The sequence below is a fragment of the Brevundimonas goettingensis genome (genome assembly GCF_017487405.1).
Classification (GTDB): domain Bacteria; phylum Pseudomonadota; class Alphaproteobacteria; order Caulobacterales; family Caulobacteraceae; genus Brevundimonas; species Brevundimonas goettingensis.
The window spans coordinates 3,266,846-3,285,518 of the sequence record NZ_CP062222.1 but is presented as its reverse complement, the minus strand read 5'-3'; the positions used below and the strand labels follow the sequence as shown (position 1 = coordinate 3,285,518).

Here is an 18,673-nt window from a genome sequence, read left to right as displayed (position 1 = left end):
GTGACCGGGGGCGTCTTCAATACGTGTTTCCGGCACGATCGATGCCGAAACCGGTGTCATGTCGCTCGAGGAGCGACGATTCACCGCGATGTCGATCCGCTCACGACCCGCGCTCAAGCAGCGAGCGACCGCGTCGCGAGCATTAGCGCGGCGCTCCAGAGGAGCGCTCGCTGAAGGGCGTTAGCCCTTCAGCACTTCAACAAGCGTCTTGCCGAGGCGGGCGGGCGAGGGCGACATCTTGATGCCGGCCTCTTCCATGGCCGCGATCTTGGATTCCGCATCGCCCTTGCCGCCGGAGACGACCGCGCCGGCGTGGCCCATGGTGCGGCCCTTCGGAGCGGTGCGGCCCGCGATGAAGCCGGCCATCGGCTTCTTGCGGCCCTTCTTGGCTTCGTCGATCAGGAACTGGGCGGCGTCTTCCTCGGCGCCGCCGCCGATTTCGCCGATCATGATGATCGAGGTGGTTTCCGGGTCGGCCAGGAACAGTTCCAGGACGTCGATGAACTCGGTGCCCTTGACCGGGTCGCCGCCGATGCCGACGGCCGTGGTCTGGCCGAGGCCTTCGTTGGTGGTCTGGAAGACGGCTTCATAGGTCAGGGTGCCGGAACGCGAGACGATGCCGACATTGCCCTTCTTGAAGATGTTGCCCGGCATGATGCCGATCTTGCACTCGTCCGGCGTCAGGATGCCGGGGCAGTTCGGGCCCAGCAGGCGCGACTTCGACTTCTCGAGGCGGGCCTTGACCTTGACCATGTCCAGCACCGGGATGCCTTCGGTGATGCAGGTGATGAAGGGCACTTCGGCGTCGATGGCCTCGATGATGGCCGCGGCCGCGCCCGACGGCGGGACGTAGATGACCGAGGCGTCGGCGCCGGTGGCTTCCCTGGCTTCGGCGACCGAGGCGTAGATCGGCAGGGTCTCGCCGTGCGAGCCCGTCCAGTTCGTGCCGCCCTTCGACGGGTGGACGCCGGCGACCATCTGGGTGCCGTGGTAGGCCAGGGCCTGTTCGGTGTGGAAGCCGCCGGTCTTGCCGGTCAGGCCCTGGACGATGATTTTCGTGTTCTTGTCGACGAGGATGGACATTGGGGTCTCTCTGTCAGGCGGGAAGGAAAGGGTTTTCGACGCGGACCGACCCGTAGGTCTGTCCGTGGTGAAGGTCTTCGGAATAGAGGATTTTGGCGCCGAGGCGCTCGGCGGCGGCGATGACCGCTCCATCCCAATAGGAAATCTGATAGCGGCGGGCGTTGTCCATCCCATCGCGAACGACCTTGAAATCGACGGGCTGGAATGGCTTTTTGGACAGGCGGACCACCCATTCCCGGGCCTCCTCCGCCGTCAGGGGCCGCGAACCCCTCCGCTGGACGTTGACGTAGAACTCGGCCAGCACCTGGCTCGAGGTTCCAAATCGACGCGTCAGCAATCCGAGCGCGCGCTCGTACTTCGCCGGCTCGTCGGCGGACCCGAGCGCTGCGTAAATCAGTACGTTCGTATCGAGAAAGATGTCAGCGCCAGCGATCAAAGCGAGGCTCGCCGCTGTAGGTTTCGTCACGGCTTCCGGGCCGCCAGTCGCCCAGCCGGCCTTCGCTTTCGCGCGCCAGTTTCAACAGGGCCTCGGTCGCCTCGTCGTGTTCGGTCTCTTCCTCGACCAGCCGGGTCAGGAAGCCGCGCACCATTTCGTTGACACTGGTCCGCTTCATGGCGGCCAGTACCCGCACCTTGTCGAGCAGGTCGTCGTCGATGGCGAGGGTGAGGTTGCGGGTCATGGCGCTACACGGGTTATGTGGAGCACATAGCCTGTGGGTCGGGATTAGTCGACCCTTGGCAACATATACATCAGCGTGGACCCCCGCCCCGAGCGGTCGAGCACGACAAGCCGCATCTGCCCGGTTCGAGCCATCGCCACGAACTGGTCGTCCGACAGGCTACGGCTCGGCGCCCGACCCTCGGAAGTCTGCAGCCACGCATAGGCGTCAAAACCGCCCGCATTGACGGCGTCGAAGTCCATAAGGTCGCGCAGCCGCCGGTCGAGGGCGCGATGATCCGTGGGGCGGGCGCTGACCCCGCAGAAATCCAGTATGACAGTGTCGCGCCCGACGCGCCGCGTCATCTGGCCCGTCATGACGATGCTGATGTCGGTGGCGTTGGTGCGCATGAAGCCTGCGCGTTCCGAGGCGTTGCGGAGCCGAGGAGTCATGCTCTCCGGCACGGGCGAAAAGCCCGCATCCGCCGCCAGGGCCGCAACCTGGGCGCGGTCGCCCCGCGCCCTGACGCAGATGGTGTTCAAGGTCGCGATGAGGTCGGTGGGTTCAGGCGTCGCCACAGACTGCGCCGAAAGCGCAGCGGGCGGACACAGCAAGACCAATGCGGCCATCAAGGCCGGAACAACTCGAAAAGCGTCCATGACGCTTATGGTCAAGCATGGTTGTGCTTGCGTCAAGGACTCCACCCCTGAGGGTATCAGGGGTGGAGTTCCGGTGCCGCGGAGGAGCCCTGCGTCGCCGGGAGGCGACGCCGACCCTCGCGGGTGAGACTAGCCGACCGCCGCGACGATCTTCTGGGCCGCGTCGTCGAGGTCGTCGGCGGCCTGGATGGTCAGGCCGGATTCGTTCAGAATCTTCTTGCCCAGTTCGGCGTTGGTGCCTTCGAGGCGGACGACCAGCGGCACCTTCAGGCCCACTTCCTTGACGGCCGCGACCACGCCTTCGGCGATGACGTCGCACTTCATGATGCCGCCGAAGATGTTGACCAGGATGCCCTGGACGGCCGGGTCGGCGGTGATGATCTTGAAGGCCGCGGCGACCTTCTCCTTGCCGGCGCCGCCGCCGACGTCACAGAAGTTGGCCGGCTCCTTGCCGTACAGCTTGATGATGTCCATCGTCGCCATGGCCAGGCCCGCGCCGTTGACCATGCAGCCGATGTTGCCGTCGAGGGCGACATAGGCGAGGTCCCATTCCGACGCTTCGATTTCCTTGGCGTCTTCCTCGGTCTCGTCGCGCAGTTCCTTCATGTCCGGGTGACGGAACAGGGCGTTGCCGTCGAACGAGACCTTGGCGTCCAGGACGCGCAGGTGGCCGTTCTCCATGACGATCAGGGGGTTCACCTCCAGCATCGCCATGTCCTTCTCGGTGAAGGCCTTGTACAGGGCGGGGAACAGCGACTTGCCGTCTTCGGCGGCGTCGCCGGTCAGGCCGTAGGCGGCGTTGATGGCGGCGACATCGGCGTCGGTGACGCCCGCTTCCGGGTCGATGGCGATGGTCTGGATCTTCTCGGGGGTGTCGTGAGCGACGGCCTCGATGTCCATGCCGCCCTCGGTCGAGACGACGAAGGCGACGCGGCCGACTTCACGGTCGACCAGCAGCGAGCAGTAGAGTTCGCGGGCGATGTCGGCGCCGTCTTCGATGTACAGGCGGTTGACCTGCTTGCCGGCTTCGCCCGTCTGGGCGGTCACCAGGGTGTTGCCGAGCATTTCGCCGGCGTGCTTGACGGCTTCCTCGACCGAGAAGGCCAGGCGGACGCCGCCCTTGGCGTCGGCGGGCAGTTCCTTGAACTTGCCCTTGCCGCGGCCGCCGGCGTGGATCTGCGACTTCACGACATAGAGCGGACCGGGCAGCGACCTGGCGGCGGCCTCGACCTGATCGACCGAGGTGACGGGGACGCCCTCGGCGACCGGCGCGCCGAAGCTCTTCAGGACCTGCTTGGCCTGATATTCGTGAATGTTCATGGATCCGACGTCCTGTGGCGAGAGTGGCCTGGGGAAGAGTTGGCCGCGCTTATAGGCGTCGCTTGTTCGCAGGTGCAACCGTCTGTGATCACCTGTTACGCTATCGATCGGATCAGGCCCGGTATGAAGGGGCCATATGAGGGGTCGCCCCTAGTCGACCCAGTCCGTCTTCAGCGTCCTTGAGGCGCCGAACAGCAGGACGGAGGCCAGGACATAGAAGCCGACGCCGGTGTAGATGGCCCAGCGCAGGCTCTCCTCGCCGAAGGTCGGGGCCAGAAGGTCGCTCATCCAGCCGAAGTAGAAGAAGCCGACGGCCAGACCCAGCAGGTTGTTGATCAGCAGGAACAGGGCCGAAGCGGTCGAGCGCATCGGGGCGGGGACCAGATGCTGGACCGCTGCCGTGACCGGACCGAGCCAGGACAGATTCAGGCCGGTGGGGATCAGGAAGATCAGGAAGGCGAGCGTCAGGGCCAGACCCTGGGACCCGCCGCCGGGGATGATCTGCTGGATCAGCCAGGCCGAGTTCATGGCCAGGATGAAGCAGGGGCCGGAGATCAGGAAGGCGATGGCCGGGGTCAGGGGATAGGCGCCCTTGCCCTTCTTCGCCAGCTTGTCGGCGATCATCCCGCCCAGCCAGATGCCGGCCAGACCGCCGATCAGGGCGATGCCGGAATAATACCAGGAAGTCTGTTTCAGGGTCAGGTCGAAGCTGCGCATGAAGAAGAGCGGCAGCCAGCCCGCGACGCCGTAGCCGCAGACCGAGGAGGAGGCGGCGCCGAGGGCCAGCAGCCAGAAGCTGGGCTTCTTTACCACCACCGAGGCCGTGGCCCGGGCGATCATCAGCGAAATCCCGATGACGAGGGCGAGGCCGCCGCCGAAGGCCCAGATCAGGGGATTGCCGATGGCGAGACCGGCGAACTGTCCGAGGGCCGCCAGGATCATGCAGCCGGCGCCGAGGCCCAGCATGATCAGGGCGGCGACGCGGCCCGGGCCGGTCGAGCCGGCGATCGCCGGGACGGGCGCCGAGGCGGGAGGCGGGGCCGCCGTGGCGGAGGCCGCGACATCGCTGCCGCCACGCTTCGGATCCCGGACGGTCAGACGCAGCAGGGGGGCGAGCACGAGGCCCAGCAGGCCGACGGCGATGAAGGCGGTCTGCCAGCCGTAGGTCGCGGCCAGAAGCCCGCCGACCAGAGTCCCTGCCGCCGTGCCCAGCGGAATGCCGAAGGCGAAGGCGGCCAGGGCCCGGGCCCGGTGCTGGGGCGGGAAATAGTCGGCGATCAGGGAATAGGCCGGGGCCACGCCGCCCGCCTCGCCGATGCCGACGCCCATCCGGCACAGGAACAGCTGGCCGAAGGAGCCGGCCATGCCGCACAGGGCGGTGAAGCCGGACCAGACGGCGAGGGCGCCGGTCATGATCCAGACGCGCGAGAAACGGTCGGCCAGCCAGGCCAGCGGAATGGCCAGGGTCGAATAGACCGAGGCGAAAGCGATGCCGCCCAACAGGCCGAACTGGCTGTCGGTCATGTTGAAGTGGGCCTTCAGCGGGGCGGCCAGAATCCCGATGATCTGGCGGTCCAGAAAATTGAGCATGTAGACGGTGACCAGAACCGCCAGGACGTAATAGCGGTATCCGCCCCGTTGCGTGGGGTCCTGCGCGGCGGTCGTGTCGGTCGTCGCCATGTCGCTTCCTCGGATTTTCTGGTTTTCGGTATGGTAACGGCCGCGCTGGGGACCGCAACGAAAAAGGGCGGCGGCTCTCCGTCGCAGGAGGACCGCCGCCCTTGTCTCGGGGAGCTGGAAGCCGCCTATCGACGCCAGGTCAGGCGGGCCGTAACGGTGCGCGGCGGGCCGTAGAAGGCGTCGATGGAGTTGTTGTAGGTGGCGCCGGCGAAGTTGTAGCCGCCGACCTTGTAGCGTTCGTCGGTCAGGTTCTTGCCGAACAGGCCCAGCTCCCAGGCGCCCGAGGGCGAGGTCCAGGTCGCCGACAGGTCGATCAGCGTATAGGCCTTCTGGTCGAGCACCGGATCCGGGGCGTCGAACAGGTGATAGTCGCCGCGGTAGGAGGCCGAGGGGGTGATGCGCAGCTGACCGCCCGCCACCTGGTCCGACCAGGTCAGGCCGAGGTAGCCCGACCATTCCGGCGAGTTCTGCGGCTCGCGGGTGTTGGACACATCGACCGGCGTGCCGGTGGCCAGGGAGATGAATTTCTCGAACTCGTTCTTCAGATAGCCGACCGAGAAGTTGGCGGTGAAATGCTCGTTGAAGAAGGCCGCCCCTTCCAGCTCGGCGCCGTAGATGTGCGAGGCGCCGACGTTGTCGACCACCGAGGCGATGCCGACGGCCGGGGCGGTGGCCACCTGCTGGGTCGTGATCTGCTGGTCCTTGTAGTCGGCGTAGAAGATGGCCGAGGAGAAGCTGAGGAAGTGGTCGAAGGCCGATCCCTTCAGGCCCAGCTCGTAGTTGGTGACCGTTTCCGGCTCATAGCCGTTGACCGTCTGGGGCACGAGGGCCGCGTCGCCGCGCATGTCCCAGCCGCCGGACTTGAAGCCCTGGCTGACCGAGGCGTAGCCGGTCATGTCGTCCGAGAAGTCGTAGGAGACGCTGACGCGGGGCGTGAATTTCTCGAAGGTCTTGGAGGCCGTGTAGTTGGTGCGGGTCGCGAAGATCGGACGATCCACGCCGCCGGTGAACGGCGAGCGGGTGGCGCCCAGATAGAACAGGCGCAGGACCTGGCCGTCCTTGTCGTCACGTGTGTAGCGGCCGCCGGCCGAGACGTGCAGGCGGTCGGTCAGATCGTAGCTGAAATCGGCGAAGGCCGAATAGGACTTGGTGTCCACCGAACCGGCAGCGGCGATCGACAGGCCGAGGTTGCCGGCGATGGTGTCGAAGGCGCCCGAGGCGGTCGAGTCCATGTAGAACAGGCCGGCGACGCCCGAGAGCCGCTCGCCGGTGTAGAGCAGCTGGAACTCCTGGGTGAAGGAGTGGTCCGAATAGAGGGCCGGGATGTCCAGGGTCGGCAGGGGGGTTTCGTCGAAGTCGATGACGGTCTTGGTGTCGCCCGTCAGATAGGCGGTGATCGCCTTCAGGGTGATCTGGTCATTGACCGTGTACTCGCCGGTCAGGGAGACGCCGTCGGTGGTCACCGACTGGTCGCCGGTCAGGCCGGCCTGGGTGTCATAGACGTCGGCCGGGGGCAGATAACCGCCGGTGGTCGAAGGCACTTCGCGGTGACCGTGGCGGGGCGCCGAGTCGTCGCTGACGCGGTTGTAGGCCAGGCGGAAGAACAGGTCCGAGGTCGGGGTCCATTCCGCGCTGAAGCGGTAGGCGGTGACGTCCTTGTTGTAGTGCTCCTGGCCGGTGGTCAGGTTTGTTCCATAGCCGTCGCGGGTATAGCGGGCCACCGCGCCGCCGACGGCGAAGCTGTCGGTGATCGGCAGGGTCAGGGAGCCGAGGGCGTTGATCTCGCGATAGGAGCCCAGGTCGGCGCGCAGCATGGCCTCGGGCTCATCGCCCAGACGCTTGGTGACGTATTTGATCGCGCCGCCGATGGTGTTGCGGCCGTACAGGGTGCCCTGCGGTCCACGCAGGACCTCGATGCGCTGGATGTCGAAGATGTCCAGCACCGCGCCCTGCGGACGGGCGACATAGACGTCGTCGATATAGAGGCCGACGCCGGGCTCGAAGCCCCAGAGCGGATCCTGCTGGCCGACGCCGCGGATGAAGCTGATCAGGGTGGAGTTGGAGCCGCGGGCGATCTGGACCGTGGCGTTGGGCGTCTGCTGCTGCAGAACGGTGATGTCGGTGGCGCCGGTCTGTTCCAGGCGGGCGGCGCTGAGCGCGGTCACCGCGATCGGCACGTCCTTCAGCTGCTCGTCGCGGCGGCGGGCGGTGACGACGACGTCCTCGACCGAGGCCGTGTCTTCCTGCGGCGCTGCCGTTTGGGCCAGGGCCCCGGTTGAAATAGCACTCCACGCCGCGCCGGCCAGCAGCGCGCTCTTGACGAGTCTGTTCATAGGGGTTGTCCCGTTCCTTTGTTTCCAGCCCAAAGACGCCGTTATTCAGCGTTCAATGATTTTCCTGAACCTGACCCTGTTTCGTTGTTCTGTCAAACGGCCCAGCTTTGGATCGCTGACGTCGCGTCACCCTGTGGCGCCGTTGCACCGGCGCCGGTCGTGGGTTTAAGCCTGTGCGCATGAGCGAGATCGCCCCTTCTCCGGCCCGCCGCGGCCGCCCGCCCAAGGCCGCCGGCGCTCCCGCCGTGGATACCCGCGCCACGATTCTGGACGCGGCCGAGGACCTGTTTTCCAAGCACGGCTTCTATGGGGTGACCATCCGCGAGGTGGCGCGCGAGGCCGGGGTCGATACGGCCCTGGTCCACTATTATTTCGGGGCCAAGCGCGAGCTGTTCGACGCGGTGTTCATCCGCCGGGCGGAGGTCTGGAACAACGACCGGGTCGACGCCATCAACCGCTATGTCGAGACCGCAGGCGCAGGCGCGACGCTCGAGGGGCTGCTGGAGGCCTTCCTCAGGCCGCCGTTCGAATGGTCGCTGAAGGGCGGGCCGGGCTGGAAACACTATGCCGCCCTGGTGGCCCAGACCAACGCCAACCCGACCTTCGGGGGCGAGACCATGGCCCGCTATTTCGACCCGGCCATCCATCGGCTGATCGAGCTGATCCGCAGCCTGATTCCGGGGTCGAAGGACGTCGATCTCTATTGGGCCTATCACAACCTGTCGGGGGCCCTGACCCTGACGCTCGGCGAGACGGGGCGTCTGGACCGGCTTTCCGGAGGCCTCGCCCGTTCCGGCGATCTGGAGAGCGCCTGCGACTATATGGTCCGGTTCGCGGCGGCGGGGATCCGCGCGGTCTGCGGGCCGACCGTGGTTCCGCAGCAAGGCTGAGTGTCTGGGCCTGAGCTTGTCGGAAAATCGCTGACACTCCCTTATCAGGCTCTAGCCGAAGAACACCGCCCACATCAGACGGCCCGGCAGGAAGGTGAAGCCGCCCGCGATCACCAGCCCGCCGACGAACAGGGCGGCCATGGTGCGTCCGTGGGCGCGGACCCGGCCCGAACGGACGTGCCAGATTCCCATCGGCAGGGCGATCAGGGTCCAGCCCGAGAGCAGGTGGATCAGGCTAAAGGATCCAGGGTTCATGACCCGGATGAAGAAGGAGCTGATCGCCACGGTCGCCATGGCGATGACCCAGCTCCAGCCGATCATACGATGCGCCGCCGTGCCCTTGACCCCGATCAGCTGGACAACGCCGAGCAGGAGGGCGCTCAGGGCGGCGGCGATGTGAAGCTTGAGCACCCAGCCCTGACCCAGGAGCAGGGCCCAGTCGGGCGCATGGCCGAACTGCCGGGAAATCAGGACGGCGCCCGCCCCGGCGACGAGGGCGACGGTCGCCAGCAGCAGAAGGCGGCGGGGCGTGTAGGCGGCGGTGGGGGTGACGGCGGTCATGGCGGGATCCTCGGGTGAGGTCCCGATCCTTGCGGGTTTCCGGTGCGCTCAAAGCATCGCTTCGCCGATCACCGCCCCCGCTTCGCGAACGGACAGGCGCCCCGTCAGGTCTTCAGAAGACGCCGCGCAGGAGGATGTGCTGTGTCACGCCGGCCGTGGTCTGTTCGAAGGACGCCGCATCGAACGCAGGCAGGCCGAACCGGGCGCGGGCGCCGTTGGAGAAGCCGAACGGCTCACGCGGAATGCCCAGACGGTTCTTGCTCAGCTTGCCGTCGCCGTCGGTGTCCTGAAAGGCGGCGATGGCGTAGCGGCCGGGCTCCAGGCCCTGGACATAGATCTGGGTCACGGTCCCGGTGCGCTGGAGCATATAGGTCCGGACCGGGTTCTCGCCGCGGCGGAAGCTGTCGGCGTCGCGATAGATGGCCACGGCGATGCGGCCGTTGGTCTGGGGCGTTTCCAGCTGGAGCAGCAGGGTGGTCTGGCGCGGCCGGGAGGGGCGGCTCTGGGTCGGCGGCACGATCGAACGCGAGGGAGCAACCGGCGGCGGGCCGGCAGTGGTCGAGGGTTCGGCCGAGACATCGGCGGCGACGGAGGATTCGGCAGCCCGACCCGTGGTCAAGGCGGCGGAGGGGGGACCGGCGGCGGGCGCGACAGGAACGACATTTGCGGTGCGCGGCGGCGGGGCGATGGGCACCATGCCGGCCTGCTGGGCCACCACGGCGTGCGCCGGGGCCATAACAAACAGCGTCGCGATGGCGAGGATGATCTTCATTCCAGGTGCGTTTCGTGGTCTCACAGCGTTATCGCCCCCGACCATGACGGCGAACCCGCGTCGAATGCAATGAGTCCCATCCTGAATTCCCCCAAGACGTCAAACCCATCGGCCAAAACCGACGGCGATCGCGCCGTTCGCAGCAAGCCCCCTCGCAAGCCCCTGACGCTAGGTCTGGTTCGCGGCATTGTCGTGGCGGCGGCGGCGGGCGGGGTCTTCGCCTTCATGGGCGCCTTCGGCACGGGCGCGGCCCCGTTCGGTCTGCGGCTGGTCTATTGGGTCCCGGTGATGCTGGCCGGCGGTTTCTGGGGGCATCTGTGCTCAAAGCTGATCGAGCGGTGGGTCGATCTGGACGAGCGGCCCTGGCTGGCGGTGCTGGTTCTGACGCTGGCGATCACCGGACCGGTGTCGGTGCTGGTCTGGTGGGTCACCGGCCTGGTGTTCGAGGGGCGTGTCTATCCGGTGTCGGCCCTGCCCTACATGCTGATCCCGGTCGGGGTGGTGACGGCGACCCTGTCGGCCATCAACGTATTCCTGTCGAAGGCCCAGCCGGTCCAGACCCATGCGGCCGAGGGCGGAGCCCCCGCCGCCCGTTTCCCGGATCGCCTGCCGATCAAGCTGAGGGGCGCGACCATCCGCGCCGTCCAGGCCGAGGACCATTATCTGCGCATCCACACCGACCGGGGCTCGGACCTGATCCTGATGCGGTTGGCCGATGCGCTGGAGGAGCTGGAGGGTCTGGAAGGCGCCCAGACCCACCGCAGCTGGTGGGTGGCCCGGGGCGCCGTCCGCGATGTGGCCCGCGGCGACGGCCGCGCCACCCTGTCCCTGGAAGGCGGCCTGACGGCTCCGGTGAGCCGACGCTATGCCAAGGCCTTGCGGGAGGCGGGCTGGTACTAGCTTTTCCACGCCCCGTGAAAGCCGGCCGGCAGGGCCACGTCGGCGGCCCAGGTCGCGACCGGGCCGTCCGAGACATGGGCGGCGTCGAAGACGTGCAGCTCTGTCACTCCGGCGCGCAGATTGATGGCGGGGCCGACCAGCCAGGCGTCGCGCTCGGTGCGGGCGTCGGGCTTGGGCACGAAGACGGTCTCCTCGACGATATGGCCGATGCCGAACTCGAAGCTGTCGGACTTGCCTGACGCCCAGTCCTGAACCGCCAGACCCGTCGGCAGGGGGCGGTCCGGCGTCTCGCCCGCCATATGGGCGGTCAGGGCGCGGTTGAGGCCGGCGAAGCGCGGATTGGCCTTGGGGAACTCCCCGACAGCGCCACTGGAGACCATGTCGGCGCGGCCGTCGGCATGGAGGGTGACCAGTTTGAGCACGGCGGGCTCGCCGGGAACGCGGCCGCTCTGCTGGACCATGACGCGGGCGCCCTCGACCGCGAACTGAACGTCCTTGCCCGCCGCGACGTCGAAGCGGATCGTTCCGTCCCGCTCCGCCCAGGCGTCGCCGAGGTGGAAGAAGGAGAAGCTCGGCAGCTCGTAGAGGCGCGTCCGCGTCAGATCGGCCTTGTCCAGAACCAGCACCTGCGTCCCCAGCTCGGGCTTCCAGGCGAACTGGCTGGCGAAGGGCATGGCGCGGTGGTCGAACACCCAGGGCTGAAGCACGATCACCAGATGCCGGTCGGTGGCGGTGAAGTCGTGGAAATAGCTGTTGCGCGGCAGGCGCACGACCGAGGCGTCGATCAGGCCGCCGTCGGCGCGCAGATGCCAGACGATCATCTGGTCGCCGCTGGTCCCGACGTTCCAGACCGTACCGTCGGGTGCATGGCGGGGATGGGCCTGGAAGGGCATGCCCTTTAGGTCGTCGCGCAGGCTGACGAAGCTTCCGGTGGCGAGGCTGGACGGATCCATGGCGAGGGGCGAGCCGCCTTCCCACAGGGCCCAGATGGCGTCGCCCGCGACCATGACCGAGGTGTTGGCGACATTGGCCGCATCATTGGAATCCAGCCGGGCGCGGCTGTCGCCCGCCGTGCCGAAGCCCGGGGTGACGATGGCGTCAAGTTCGGTCTCGTAGCGGCGCTTGGGGGTATCGGCGAAGCGGGCCTGCAGCGTCGCCCGGCCGTCGCGGATGTCGAAGGACCGCATCAGGCCGTCGCCGTCGAACCAGTGGGTCGCCGACCCGCCCGGGCGGCGGAATTTCGCCGGGCCGTTGCGAAACAGCGTCCCCTCCAGCCCCGCCGGCGCCCGGCCGTGGACCAGCCGCAGGGCTTGCGGGGCGACGTCGCCTTCCAGGTCGCGAGTAGCGAGCGCCCAATCAGCCGTCGCATCGAGCGCGGCGGCGGCGCGCACCATCTCGGGCGTGGCGACGGCGGCGGACAGGGCGGCGGCGCCCATCAGGAAGTTGCGGCGGGTGGGGGTCATGGGGGTCTCGTGGAGCGTCGGGCAAAGGGCTGGGAACCGGGGGTCTGAGGGCTCAAGCAGCGCGAAGCGCGTTAGCCTCCAGCAAGAAAGATCAGCGCAAGCTGATCGTCTGGGCGGTGTCGCCCGCGACGGTGAAATGGGCCTGATCCCAGCTGGCCGGACCCATGTTGCCGCGGGCGTTGTTGGAGAAGCCGTAGGGTTCGGTCGGCATGCCGAAGGGGTTGGCGTTCATCCGGCCGTCGCCGTTGATGTCATGGAACGACCGGGCGGCGTAGTCGCCGGCGGGGACGGTGAAGGTCGCCGAATGCTGGCCCGCGGCGACGTCGACCAGGGCTTGGGCGACCGGGGCGCCATTGCCCTTCCACGCGTCCTCGCTGCCGAACAGGACGACCATGACCTGACCGGTGGCGGCGGCGGTGTCGAAGGTCAGGGTGACGGTGGGCTCGTCAGCGGCGAAGGCCGGCGCCGAGGCCAGCAGGGCGGCGACGAGAGAGAGGGCGGCGATCTTCATGGCGGCGATCCTTCGGGGGAGGAGCCCGACGGCCGGGCTCCGATGTCCCGACCGTGCCGCCGCCCCGGCCGTCTCGCCACCGCCTCTACGGCTGCGACCGCCGTCCGTTCGCGAACGCCCACGCCCGTGCGTTCACGAAGCGCGAACGAACATCCTCAGTCCGCCGCGTCCTCGATCGCGTGGATCTGGTCGTCGTCGAGGCCGAAATGATGACCGATCTCGTGGATCAGGACGTGGGTGATGATCTCGGCCAGACCGACGTCGCCGCGCTCGCACCATTCGTCGAGGATGGGGCGGCGGTAGAGGAAGATGCGCGACGGCTCGATCGCCGGTCCCATGGAGTCGCGCCGGCCGATGTCGACGCCGTGATACAGGCCGCTGAGCTCGAACGGATCCTCGATGCCGAAGCTGGCCAGGGTCTCGTCATCGGCAAAATCGTCGATGCGGAACACCACCTCGCCCGCGGCCGCGCGGAACTCTTCCGGCAGGTCGGCGAAGGCCTGTTCCGCCAGCCGGGCGAAGTCGTCGAGCGACGGAGCGAGCTGGTCGGCCCAGATCGGGGTGGAAGCGGTGGGCATCGAGCGTGTCCGGGTGATTTGTGGTTCGTGGTTGTGGCTGATGTTGTGACGGCCGGGGTCCGGAGCCAATCGTCTGCGACGTCGCAATCACCAACCACAAACCACTAATCACCAACCCCGACGCAAATCTCGCATCTTAAGCTATGGTGAATCATCGAATCGGCGGGTGAGGATTGATGGCTGAGGCCGAAATCGCCTTTGTGGCGGCGGCAGGCGCGGCGGGTCTGGCGTTGGCGGTCAGCGCCTGGGCCTGGCGGCTGCGCGGTCGGCTGGCCGCGCGCGAGGACGACGTCGAGACCTGGGAGGCCCAGCGCGCCGCCGCCCTGTCCGAGCGTGACGGCGCGCTCACGGCCTTCGAGGACCTGCGCATCGGCCTGACGTCCGACGGCGGCGTCACCACCCTTCTGGGGCCGACGGAGGCCGTGGTCGCGGCCCGCGCCGCCCTGTGCCCCGAGGACGAGGGCGCCGATGACGCCGTCGTCCTGGCCAGCGCCGTCCACGCCGCCTGGCCGACCCAGATCCGCGCCCTGGTCGAACAGGGCGAGGCCTGCGACCTGCGTATCGACACCACGACCGGCAGCTGGGCTGTCGAGGGACGGCTGTCGGGCGGCGTCGCCTGGCTGAGGCTCTATCCGATCCGGGCCATGGTCTCGGGCGTCGAGGCCAGCCTCGGCCTGCTGACCGACGCCTCGCCGGCCCCGACCTGGGTGATCGACGCCGAGGGGCGGCTGCTGTGGGCCAACCGCGCCTGGCTGGCCGAGGTCGATGCGGCCTCGCTGGAGGAGGCGCGCGACCGGGGGCTGGTGTTCGACCGCAGCGCCGAGGCCCTGCTGAGCGAGGCCGGACGCATCGGGGTGCGGCAGGAAGGTTTCCGCTGGACGGCGGGCGGCGGACGCCGTCGCGCCTGGCGGATCGTCGCCGAGCCCCTGGCCCGGACCGGCGCCCTGGCCGGGGCGGTCCTGGCCTTCGCCATCGACATGACCGAGGCCGAGGAGACGCGCGACACCCTGCGGCGTCACGTCGAGGCCCATGACGAGACCCTGAACCACCTCGCCGACGCCGTGGCCATCTTCGGCCCGTCCAAGCGGCTGGCGTTCCACAACGTCGCCTTCCAGCAGCTGTTCAACATCGACCCGGCCTGGCTGGACGAGCGCCCGACCCACGCCGAGCTGCTGGACCGGCTAAGGCAGAAGCGCCAGCTGCCGGAAGTGGTCGACTATGCGGGCTGGAAGGCCGGGGAGCTGGACTTCTACGGCGCCTCCGAGGCCGCGCCCGACGACAGCTGGTCCCTGCCGGACGGCCGGACGCTGCGCGTCGTACGCCAGCCGCACCCGCTCGGCGGCATCCTGCTGCTGTTCTCGGACATCACCGACGAGCTGCAGCTGCGCAGCCGCTACAACGCCCAGATCCAGGTCCAGACCGCGACCCTCGACAAGCTGAACGACGCCGTCGCCGTGTTCGGCTCGGACGGGCGGCTGAGGCTGCACAATGAGGCGTTCGAGACCTTCTGGGAGCTGTCGGCCGAGCGTCTGGCCGAGGCTCTCGATTTCGACGCCGTCGCCGAACTCGCCAAGCACACCCTGCCCGATCCGGCCCTGTGGCTGGGGCTGAAGGCGCGGGTCGCCGATCCCGATCCCGAGAGCCGGGTGCCGATCTCGGGCGAGGGTCGTACCGCCGACGGCCGTATCGCCGCCTGGCAGACCCGCCCCTTGCCGGACGGCGCCACCCTGGTCGCCTTCTCCGACGTCACCGCCCGACGCGAGCTGGAACAGGCCCTTGCCGCCAAGGCCGCCGCGCTCGAGGAAAGCCAGGCCCTGAAGCGCGAGTTCGTCGGTTCGGTCAGCTATGAGCTGCGCACCCCGCTGACGACCATCGTCGGCTATTCCGAGCTGCTGGAGACCTTGGGCAATCTGAACGAGCGCAACCGCCAGCATGCTGGGGCGATCCGGGTCGCCGCCAGCCAGCTGGCCCGGTCGATCGACGATGTTCTGGACATGGCCCAGATCGACGCCGGCGAGATGGAGCTGGCGCTGGGCGACGTGCGCATCGACGACATGTTCGCCGCCGCCGCCGACCGCTTCCGCCCCCGGATCGAGGGGCGCGGCGCCCGGTTGATCGTCGAGCCGGTGGACAATACGGGCGCCATCCGCGGCGACGCCCGCCGCATTGCCCAGGCGCTCGATCACCTGCTGGAAAACGCCACCCGCTCGGTCGCCGAGGACGGTGTGGTCACGCTCAAGGCCGAGGGCAATCCGTCCGAGGTCCGCATCCGCGTCGAGGACACCGGGCGCGGCATTCCCTATCACCTGCAGGCCCATGTCTTCGACCGGTTCGTCCGTCGCGATCGGGGCGGGCCGGGGGTGGGGCTGGCGCTGGTCAAGGCCCTGGTCGAACTGCACGGCGGCTGGGCCGAGGTCGAGAGCGAGCCCGGCAAGGGCGCCGCCTTCATCCTGCACCTGCCCATCGACGCCCAGAGCGACGCGGCGGCGCCCGAGCTTCAGCTGGGGTGATTGGCGGCTCGCCAGTGAAGAGTGCTAGTGAGCGCAGGAGTGAGGCCGGGCGGCGTCTGCATCGGCGGCCTCGCTCACGTCTTGCTCACCAGCACTCTTCACTGCTTGCCCCGAGTTCGCCCGCATGACCGCCCTCCTCAAGACCGCCATCATCTACGATTTCGACGGCACCCTCGCGCGGGGGAATATGCAGGAGGTGACCTTCATCCCGTCGCTGGGCATGGGGATCGGCGACTTCTGGGGCGAGGCGGACCGGCTGACCAAGTCGAACGACGCCGACAACATCCTGATGTACATGCAGCTGATGCTGCAGCGGGCGCGCGAGCACGGCGCCCCGATCACCCGCAAGCTGCTGGCGGGCCACGGCGAGGACGTGAAGCTGTTCGACGGGCTGAAGTCCGACCTGACCGGCAAGGGCTGGTTCGAGCGCATCAATGAGATCGGGGCGCGATACGGCCTCGATATCGAGCACTACATCATCTCGGCGGGCCTCGAGGAGATGATCGACGGCTGTCCGATCCGCGACGCCTTCCACCACGTCTTCGCGTCGAAATTCGCCTATGACGACACGGGCACGGCCATCTGGCCGGCGGTCGGGGTCAACTACACGACCAAGACCCAGTACCTGTTCCGCATCAACAAGGGCGTGCTGAACCACTGGGACCACGAGCGGATCAACAAATTTGTCGCCGACGACGACCGGCCGGTGCCGTTCGAGCGGATGATCTTCCTGGGCGACGGGGACACCGACGTCCCCACCATGAAGATGATGCACACCAAGGGCGGCTTCTCGATCGCCGTCTATGATCCCCAGAACACCGCCCGCGACCAGAAGAAGGTCTACAGCCTGATCTCCGAGGACCGGGTCAATTTCGTCGCCGCGGCCGACTACCGCGAGGGCCAGCCGCTGGACCTGATCGTCAAGGGGCTGATCGGCCGGATCGCCATCACCGCCGGGGTGATGCCGGCCAGTGAAGCCTGAGGCCGGGGCCTGAGTTACTTCAGCTTCGCCTCGAAGACCTTGAGCAGCTTCGACCATCCATCGGCGGCGGCGTCGGCCTTGTAGCTGGCGCGGTAATCAGCGTGGAAGCCGTGCTGGGCGCCCGGATAGACAACGATCTCGCTCGTGGTGTTCCCGGCTGAGCGCAGGGCCGCGCGCATGGCCTCGACCGCCGTCTGGGGGATGCCCTGATCAAGCTCGCCGTAGAGGCCGAGCACCGGACATTTCAGGTCGTCGGCCAGATCGACGGGCCAGGGCGTCCCGGCCGAGGCCTGTTCGGGCGTGGCGGTCGCCGACGGGGCCAGCTGGCCATACCAGGCGACGCCCTGATCGATGACGGGGAAGCGGGCGCAGGCCTGCCAGACGACCTTGCCGCCCCAGCAGTAGCCGGTGATTCCGACCTTGTCGCCATTGGCCCAGAGCTGGCCGCTGGCCCAGTCCAGGGTCGCCGAGACGTCGCCCATGACCTGTTCGTATTTCGCCGCGCCGACGATCTGGCGGATGCGGGTCATGTCGGACAGGGGCGCGGGGTCCTCGACGCGGACGAAGAAGGCCGGGGCGATGGCGGCATAGCCCTGTTTGGCCAGGCGGCGGCAGATGTCCTGGATGTAGGCGTGGACGCCGAAGATCTCGGACACCACGATCACGACCGGGTAGGGGCCGTCGCCCTCGGGCCGGGCCACATAGGCGGGCAGGGCGAAGCCGTCGGGGGCCGGATAGGTCACGTCCGCGGTGGTCAGGCCCTGGGAATCCGTGACGACGGGCTCGGCCGACTGCGCGAGCGCGGCGACCGCATACTGGCTGAAGAAGAGGCCGCCGACGGCGCCGACGCCGAGCGTCCGACGAGAGAATTTCAGGTCTTCGGCGGTCTGGCCTTCGGGACGGATCAGGACGGTCATGCGGCGCTCCGGAACGGGTCAGGTGAATGCGGTCCGGACCTTGATCCCGGTTCAGGCGGGCGTCGAGTCCCTAAAGCGCCCGGCGCAGTGTCAGATTGAGGCGCCCCCCGCCGGGGATCAGCCGCGACGACCCCTCCAGCACCCGGTCGATCCCGTGCCGCGCCAGTCTTGCAGGCCCGGTCAGGGCGCAGACGTCGCCGGAAGTCAGGCGGAAGGTGCGGGTCGGCCCTCTCTCCGCCGGGCTGATGCGGAAGGTCGCCGTGTCGCCGAGCGAGACCGACAGGACCGGCGCGGTGTGATCGGCTTCGTCGCGATCCTGATGCAGCCCCATCTTCGCCCCCTCGCGATAGAGGTTGACCAGACAGGCGTCGGGCGGGGCGGGCCAGCCGGTGAGCTGGTCCCAGAGGTCGAGCAGCACAGCCGGGATCGGCGGCCAGGCGGCGCCCGTTTCCGGATGGGCGGGCTGGTAGCGATAGCCGTTCCGGTCCGAGACCCATCCGAGCGGGCCGAGGTTGGTCATCCGCACCGAGAAGGGCCGTCCGCCCGGGGTGACCGGCCGGTAGAGGGGCGCCGCTTCGAGGGCGGCGAACACCTGTTCGACCAGCGCGGTCTGCTCCGCCTCCGACAGGGCGGACGGCCACAGGCGGAAGCCGGGCAGGCCGGTCGGGATTTCGGGCGGCGGGTTCACAGCGGCACTCTAGCGTGGACAGGCGGGTGCGTCCTCTCCGGGCGACCGGAGCGGTTGGGAGGCGAGCGGGGCCGCCGGGCGACGCCCGGGAGTGTTGAGAGAGATACCGTTTCGACGCCGCCTTCCGGCCCCGCGCGAGGATTTTCGAGCAGCTTGCGTCAGGTGGC

The 18,673-nt window shown here is 68.3% G+C and carries 18 protein-coding genes; 4 read left to right on the top strand and 14 right to left on the bottom strand.

Going from position 1 to position 18,673, the window contains the following annotated elements:
• Nucleotides 1-180 precede the first annotated feature (180 nt).
• The 7 genes from sucD to IFJ75_RS16105 all read right to left on the bottom strand — a co-directional run bounded on the left by sucD (nt 181) and on the right by IFJ75_RS16105 (nt 7,734).
• Nucleotides 181-1,083: a succinate--CoA ligase subunit alpha gene (sucD, locus tag IFJ75_RS16135; RefSeq protein WP_207869397.1), complete on the bottom strand. Its 903-nt coding sequence runs from the start codon at nt 1,081-1,083 to the stop codon at nt 181-183.
• 13 nt (nt 1,084-1,096) lie between these two features.
• Nucleotides 1,097-1,549 (bottom strand): PIN domain-containing protein, encoded by a 453-nt coding sequence (locus IFJ75_RS16130; protein WP_225896866.1) that lies wholly within the window; start codon nt 1,547-1,549, stop codon nt 1,097-1,099.
• A complete protein-coding gene (locus IFJ75_RS16125) occupies nt 1,503-1,763 on the bottom strand; it encodes a DUF6364 family protein (protein WP_207869393.1) in 261 nt (86 codons plus the stop codon). Before IFJ75_RS16125 ends, IFJ75_RS16130 begins: the two co-directional genes overlap by 47 nt.
• Nucleotides 1,764-1,807: 44 nt before the next feature.
• Nucleotides 1,808-2,371, bottom strand: coding sequence for a hypothetical protein (locus IFJ75_RS16120; protein WP_207869389.1), 564 nt, complete (start codon nt 2,369-2,371; stop codon nt 1,808-1,810).
• A gap of 159 nt (nt 2,372-2,530) precedes the next feature.
• Nucleotides 2,531-3,721, bottom strand: a complete 1,191-nt coding sequence (gene sucC, locus IFJ75_RS16115; RefSeq protein ID WP_207869387.1) for an ADP-forming succinate--CoA ligase subunit beta — start codon at nt 3,719-3,721, stop codon at nt 2,531-2,533.
• 150 nt (nt 3,722-3,871) lie between these two features.
• Nucleotides 3,872-5,401 carry a spinster family MFS transporter gene (locus IFJ75_RS16110; protein ID WP_207869385.1) on the bottom strand — a complete coding sequence of 510 codons (1,530 nt, stop codon included), beginning with the start codon at nt 5,399-5,401 and terminating at the stop codon, nt 3,872-3,874.
• Nucleotides 5,402-5,526: 125 nt separating this feature from the next.
• Nucleotides 5,527-7,734, bottom strand: a complete 2,208-nt coding sequence (locus tag IFJ75_RS16105) for a TonB-dependent receptor (protein WP_207869383.1) — start codon at nt 7,732-7,734, stop codon at nt 5,527-5,529.
• A gap of 179 nt (nt 7,735-7,913) precedes the next feature.
• Here IFJ75_RS16105 and IFJ75_RS16100 point away from each other — a divergent pair, with 179 nt between their 5' ends.
• Nucleotides 7,914-8,624: a TetR/AcrR family transcriptional regulator gene (locus IFJ75_RS16100; RefSeq protein ID WP_207869381.1), complete on the top strand. Its 711-nt coding sequence runs from the start codon at nt 7,914-7,916 to the stop codon at nt 8,622-8,624.
• 51 nt (nt 8,625-8,675) lie between these two features.
• Here IFJ75_RS16100 and IFJ75_RS16095 read toward each other — a convergent pair whose 3' ends face one another.
• Both IFJ75_RS16095 and IFJ75_RS16090 read right to left on the bottom strand, forming a co-directional pair.
• Nucleotides 8,676-9,185 (bottom strand): DUF2306 domain-containing protein, encoded by a 510-nt coding sequence (locus IFJ75_RS16095; RefSeq protein ID WP_207869380.1) that lies wholly within the window; start codon nt 9,183-9,185, stop codon nt 8,676-8,678.
• Nucleotides 9,186-9,297: 112 nt separating this feature from the next.
• Complete coding sequence (locus tag IFJ75_RS16090; RefSeq protein ID WP_207869379.1) at nt 9,298-9,957, bottom strand: DUF2141 domain-containing protein; 660 nt, start codon at nt 9,955-9,957, stop codon at nt 9,298-9,300.
• A 69-nt stretch (nt 9,958-10,026) separates the two neighbouring features.
• Between IFJ75_RS16090 and IFJ75_RS16085 the strand changes: the two genes are divergently transcribed.
• Complete coding sequence (locus tag IFJ75_RS16085) at nt 10,027-10,857, top strand: LytTR family DNA-binding domain-containing protein (RefSeq protein ID WP_207869378.1); 831 nt, start codon at nt 10,027-10,029, stop codon at nt 10,855-10,857.
• Here IFJ75_RS16085 and IFJ75_RS16080 read toward each other — a convergent pair.
• The 3 genes from IFJ75_RS16080 to IFJ75_RS16070 all read right to left on the bottom strand — a co-directional run bounded on the left by IFJ75_RS16080 (nt 10,854) and on the right by IFJ75_RS16070 (nt 13,409).
• Nucleotides 10,854-12,320, bottom strand: coding sequence for a carotenoid oxygenase family protein (locus tag IFJ75_RS16080; protein WP_207869376.1), 1,467 nt, complete (start codon nt 12,318-12,320; stop codon nt 10,854-10,856). The two genes, IFJ75_RS16085 and IFJ75_RS16080, sit on opposite strands and share 4 nt — an antisense overlap.
• A 91-nt stretch (nt 12,321-12,411) precedes the next feature.
• The gene (locus tag IFJ75_RS16075; RefSeq protein WP_207869374.1) at nt 12,412-12,831 is read right to left on the bottom strand and encodes a DUF2141 domain-containing protein; all 420 of its coding nucleotides are present in this window, start codon (nt 12,829-12,831) and stop codon (nt 12,412-12,414) included.
• Between the two features lie 155 nt (nt 12,832-12,986).
• Nucleotides 12,987-13,409 carry a metallopeptidase family protein gene (locus tag IFJ75_RS16070; RefSeq protein ID WP_207869372.1) on the bottom strand — a complete coding sequence of 141 codons (423 nt, stop codon included), beginning with the start codon at nt 13,407-13,409 and terminating at the stop codon, nt 12,987-12,989.
• A 176-nt stretch (nt 13,410-13,585) separates the two neighbouring features.
• Here IFJ75_RS16070 and IFJ75_RS16065 point away from each other — a divergent pair, with 176 nt between their 5' ends.
• A complete protein-coding gene (locus IFJ75_RS16065; protein ID WP_207869370.1) occupies nt 13,586-15,919 on the top strand; it encodes a sensor histidine kinase in 2,334 nt (777 codons plus the stop codon).
• 124 nt (nt 15,920-16,043) lie between these two features.
• On the top strand, nt 16,044-16,901 hold the full coding sequence (locus tag IFJ75_RS16060; protein ID WP_207869368.1) for an HAD family hydrolase: 858 nt from the start codon (nt 16,044-16,046) through the stop codon (nt 16,899-16,901).
• Nucleotides 16,902-16,915: 14 nt separating this feature from the next.
• Here IFJ75_RS16060 and IFJ75_RS16055 read toward each other — a convergent pair whose 3' ends face one another.
• Nucleotides 16,916-17,818: a dienelactone hydrolase family protein gene (locus tag IFJ75_RS16055; protein WP_207869366.1), complete on the bottom strand. Its 903-nt coding sequence runs from the start codon at nt 17,816-17,818 to the stop codon at nt 16,916-16,918.
• A gap of 70 nt (nt 17,819-17,888) precedes the next feature.
• Nucleotides 17,889-18,506, bottom strand: a complete 618-nt coding sequence (locus IFJ75_RS16050) for an alpha-ketoglutarate-dependent dioxygenase AlkB (protein WP_207869364.1) — start codon at nt 18,504-18,506, stop codon at nt 17,889-17,891.
• Nucleotides 18,507-18,673: the final 167 nt, after the last annotated feature.

Bases quoted from the DNA above. Each gene is read 5' to 3' on its own strand.
- sucD (WP_207869397.1), bottom strand. From the start codon at position 1,083: ATGTCCATCCTCGTCGACAAGAACACGAAAATCATCGTCCAGGGCCTG.
- IFJ75_RS16125 (WP_207869393.1), bottom strand. From the start codon at position 1,763: ATGACCCGCAACCTCACCCTCGCCATCGACGACGACCTGCTCGACAAG.
- IFJ75_RS16120 (WP_207869389.1), bottom strand. From the start codon at position 2,371: ATGGCCGCATTGGTCTTGCTGTGTCCGCCCGCTGCGCTTTCGGCGCAG.
- sucC (WP_207869387.1), bottom strand. From the start codon at position 3,721: ATGAACATTCACGAATATCAGGCCAAGCAGGTCCTGAAGAGCTTCGGC.
- IFJ75_RS16110 (WP_207869385.1), bottom strand. From the start codon at position 5,401: ATGGCGACGACCGACACGACCGCCGCGCAGGACCCCACGCAACGGGGC.
- IFJ75_RS16105 (WP_207869383.1), bottom strand. From the start codon at position 7,734: ATGAACAGACTCGTCAAGAGCGCGCTGCTGGCCGGCGCGGCGTGGAGT.
- IFJ75_RS16100 (WP_207869381.1), top strand. From the start codon at position 7,914: ATGAGCGAGATCGCCCCTTCTCCGGCCCGCCGCGGCCGCCCGCCCAAG.
- IFJ75_RS16095 (WP_207869380.1), bottom strand. From the start codon at position 9,185: ATGACCGCCGTCACCCCCACCGCCGCCTACACGCCCCGCCGCCTTCTG.
- IFJ75_RS16090 (WP_207869379.1), bottom strand. From the start codon at position 9,957: ATGAAGATCATCCTCGCCATCGCGACGCTGTTTGTTATGGCCCCGGCG.
- IFJ75_RS16085 (WP_207869378.1), top strand. From the start codon at position 10,027: ATGAGTCCCATCCTGAATTCCCCCAAGACGTCAAACCCATCGGCCAAA.
- IFJ75_RS16080 (WP_207869376.1), bottom strand. From the start codon at position 12,320: ATGACCCCCACCCGCCGCAACTTCCTGATGGGCGCCGCCGCCCTGTCC.
- IFJ75_RS16075 (WP_207869374.1), bottom strand. From the start codon at position 12,831: ATGAAGATCGCCGCCCTCTCTCTCGTCGCCGCCCTGCTGGCCTCGGCG.
- IFJ75_RS16070 (WP_207869372.1), bottom strand. From the start codon at position 13,409: ATGCCCACCGCTTCCACCCCGATCTGGGCCGACCAGCTCGCTCCGTCG.
- IFJ75_RS16065 (WP_207869370.1), top strand. From the start codon at position 13,586: ATGGCTGAGGCCGAAATCGCCTTTGTGGCGGCGGCAGGCGCGGCGGGT.
- IFJ75_RS16060 (WP_207869368.1), top strand. From the start codon at position 16,044: ATGACCGCCCTCCTCAAGACCGCCATCATCTACGATTTCGACGGCACC.
- IFJ75_RS16055 (WP_207869366.1), bottom strand. From the start codon at position 17,818: ATGACCGTCCTGATCCGTCCCGAAGGCCAGACCGCCGAAGACCTGAAA.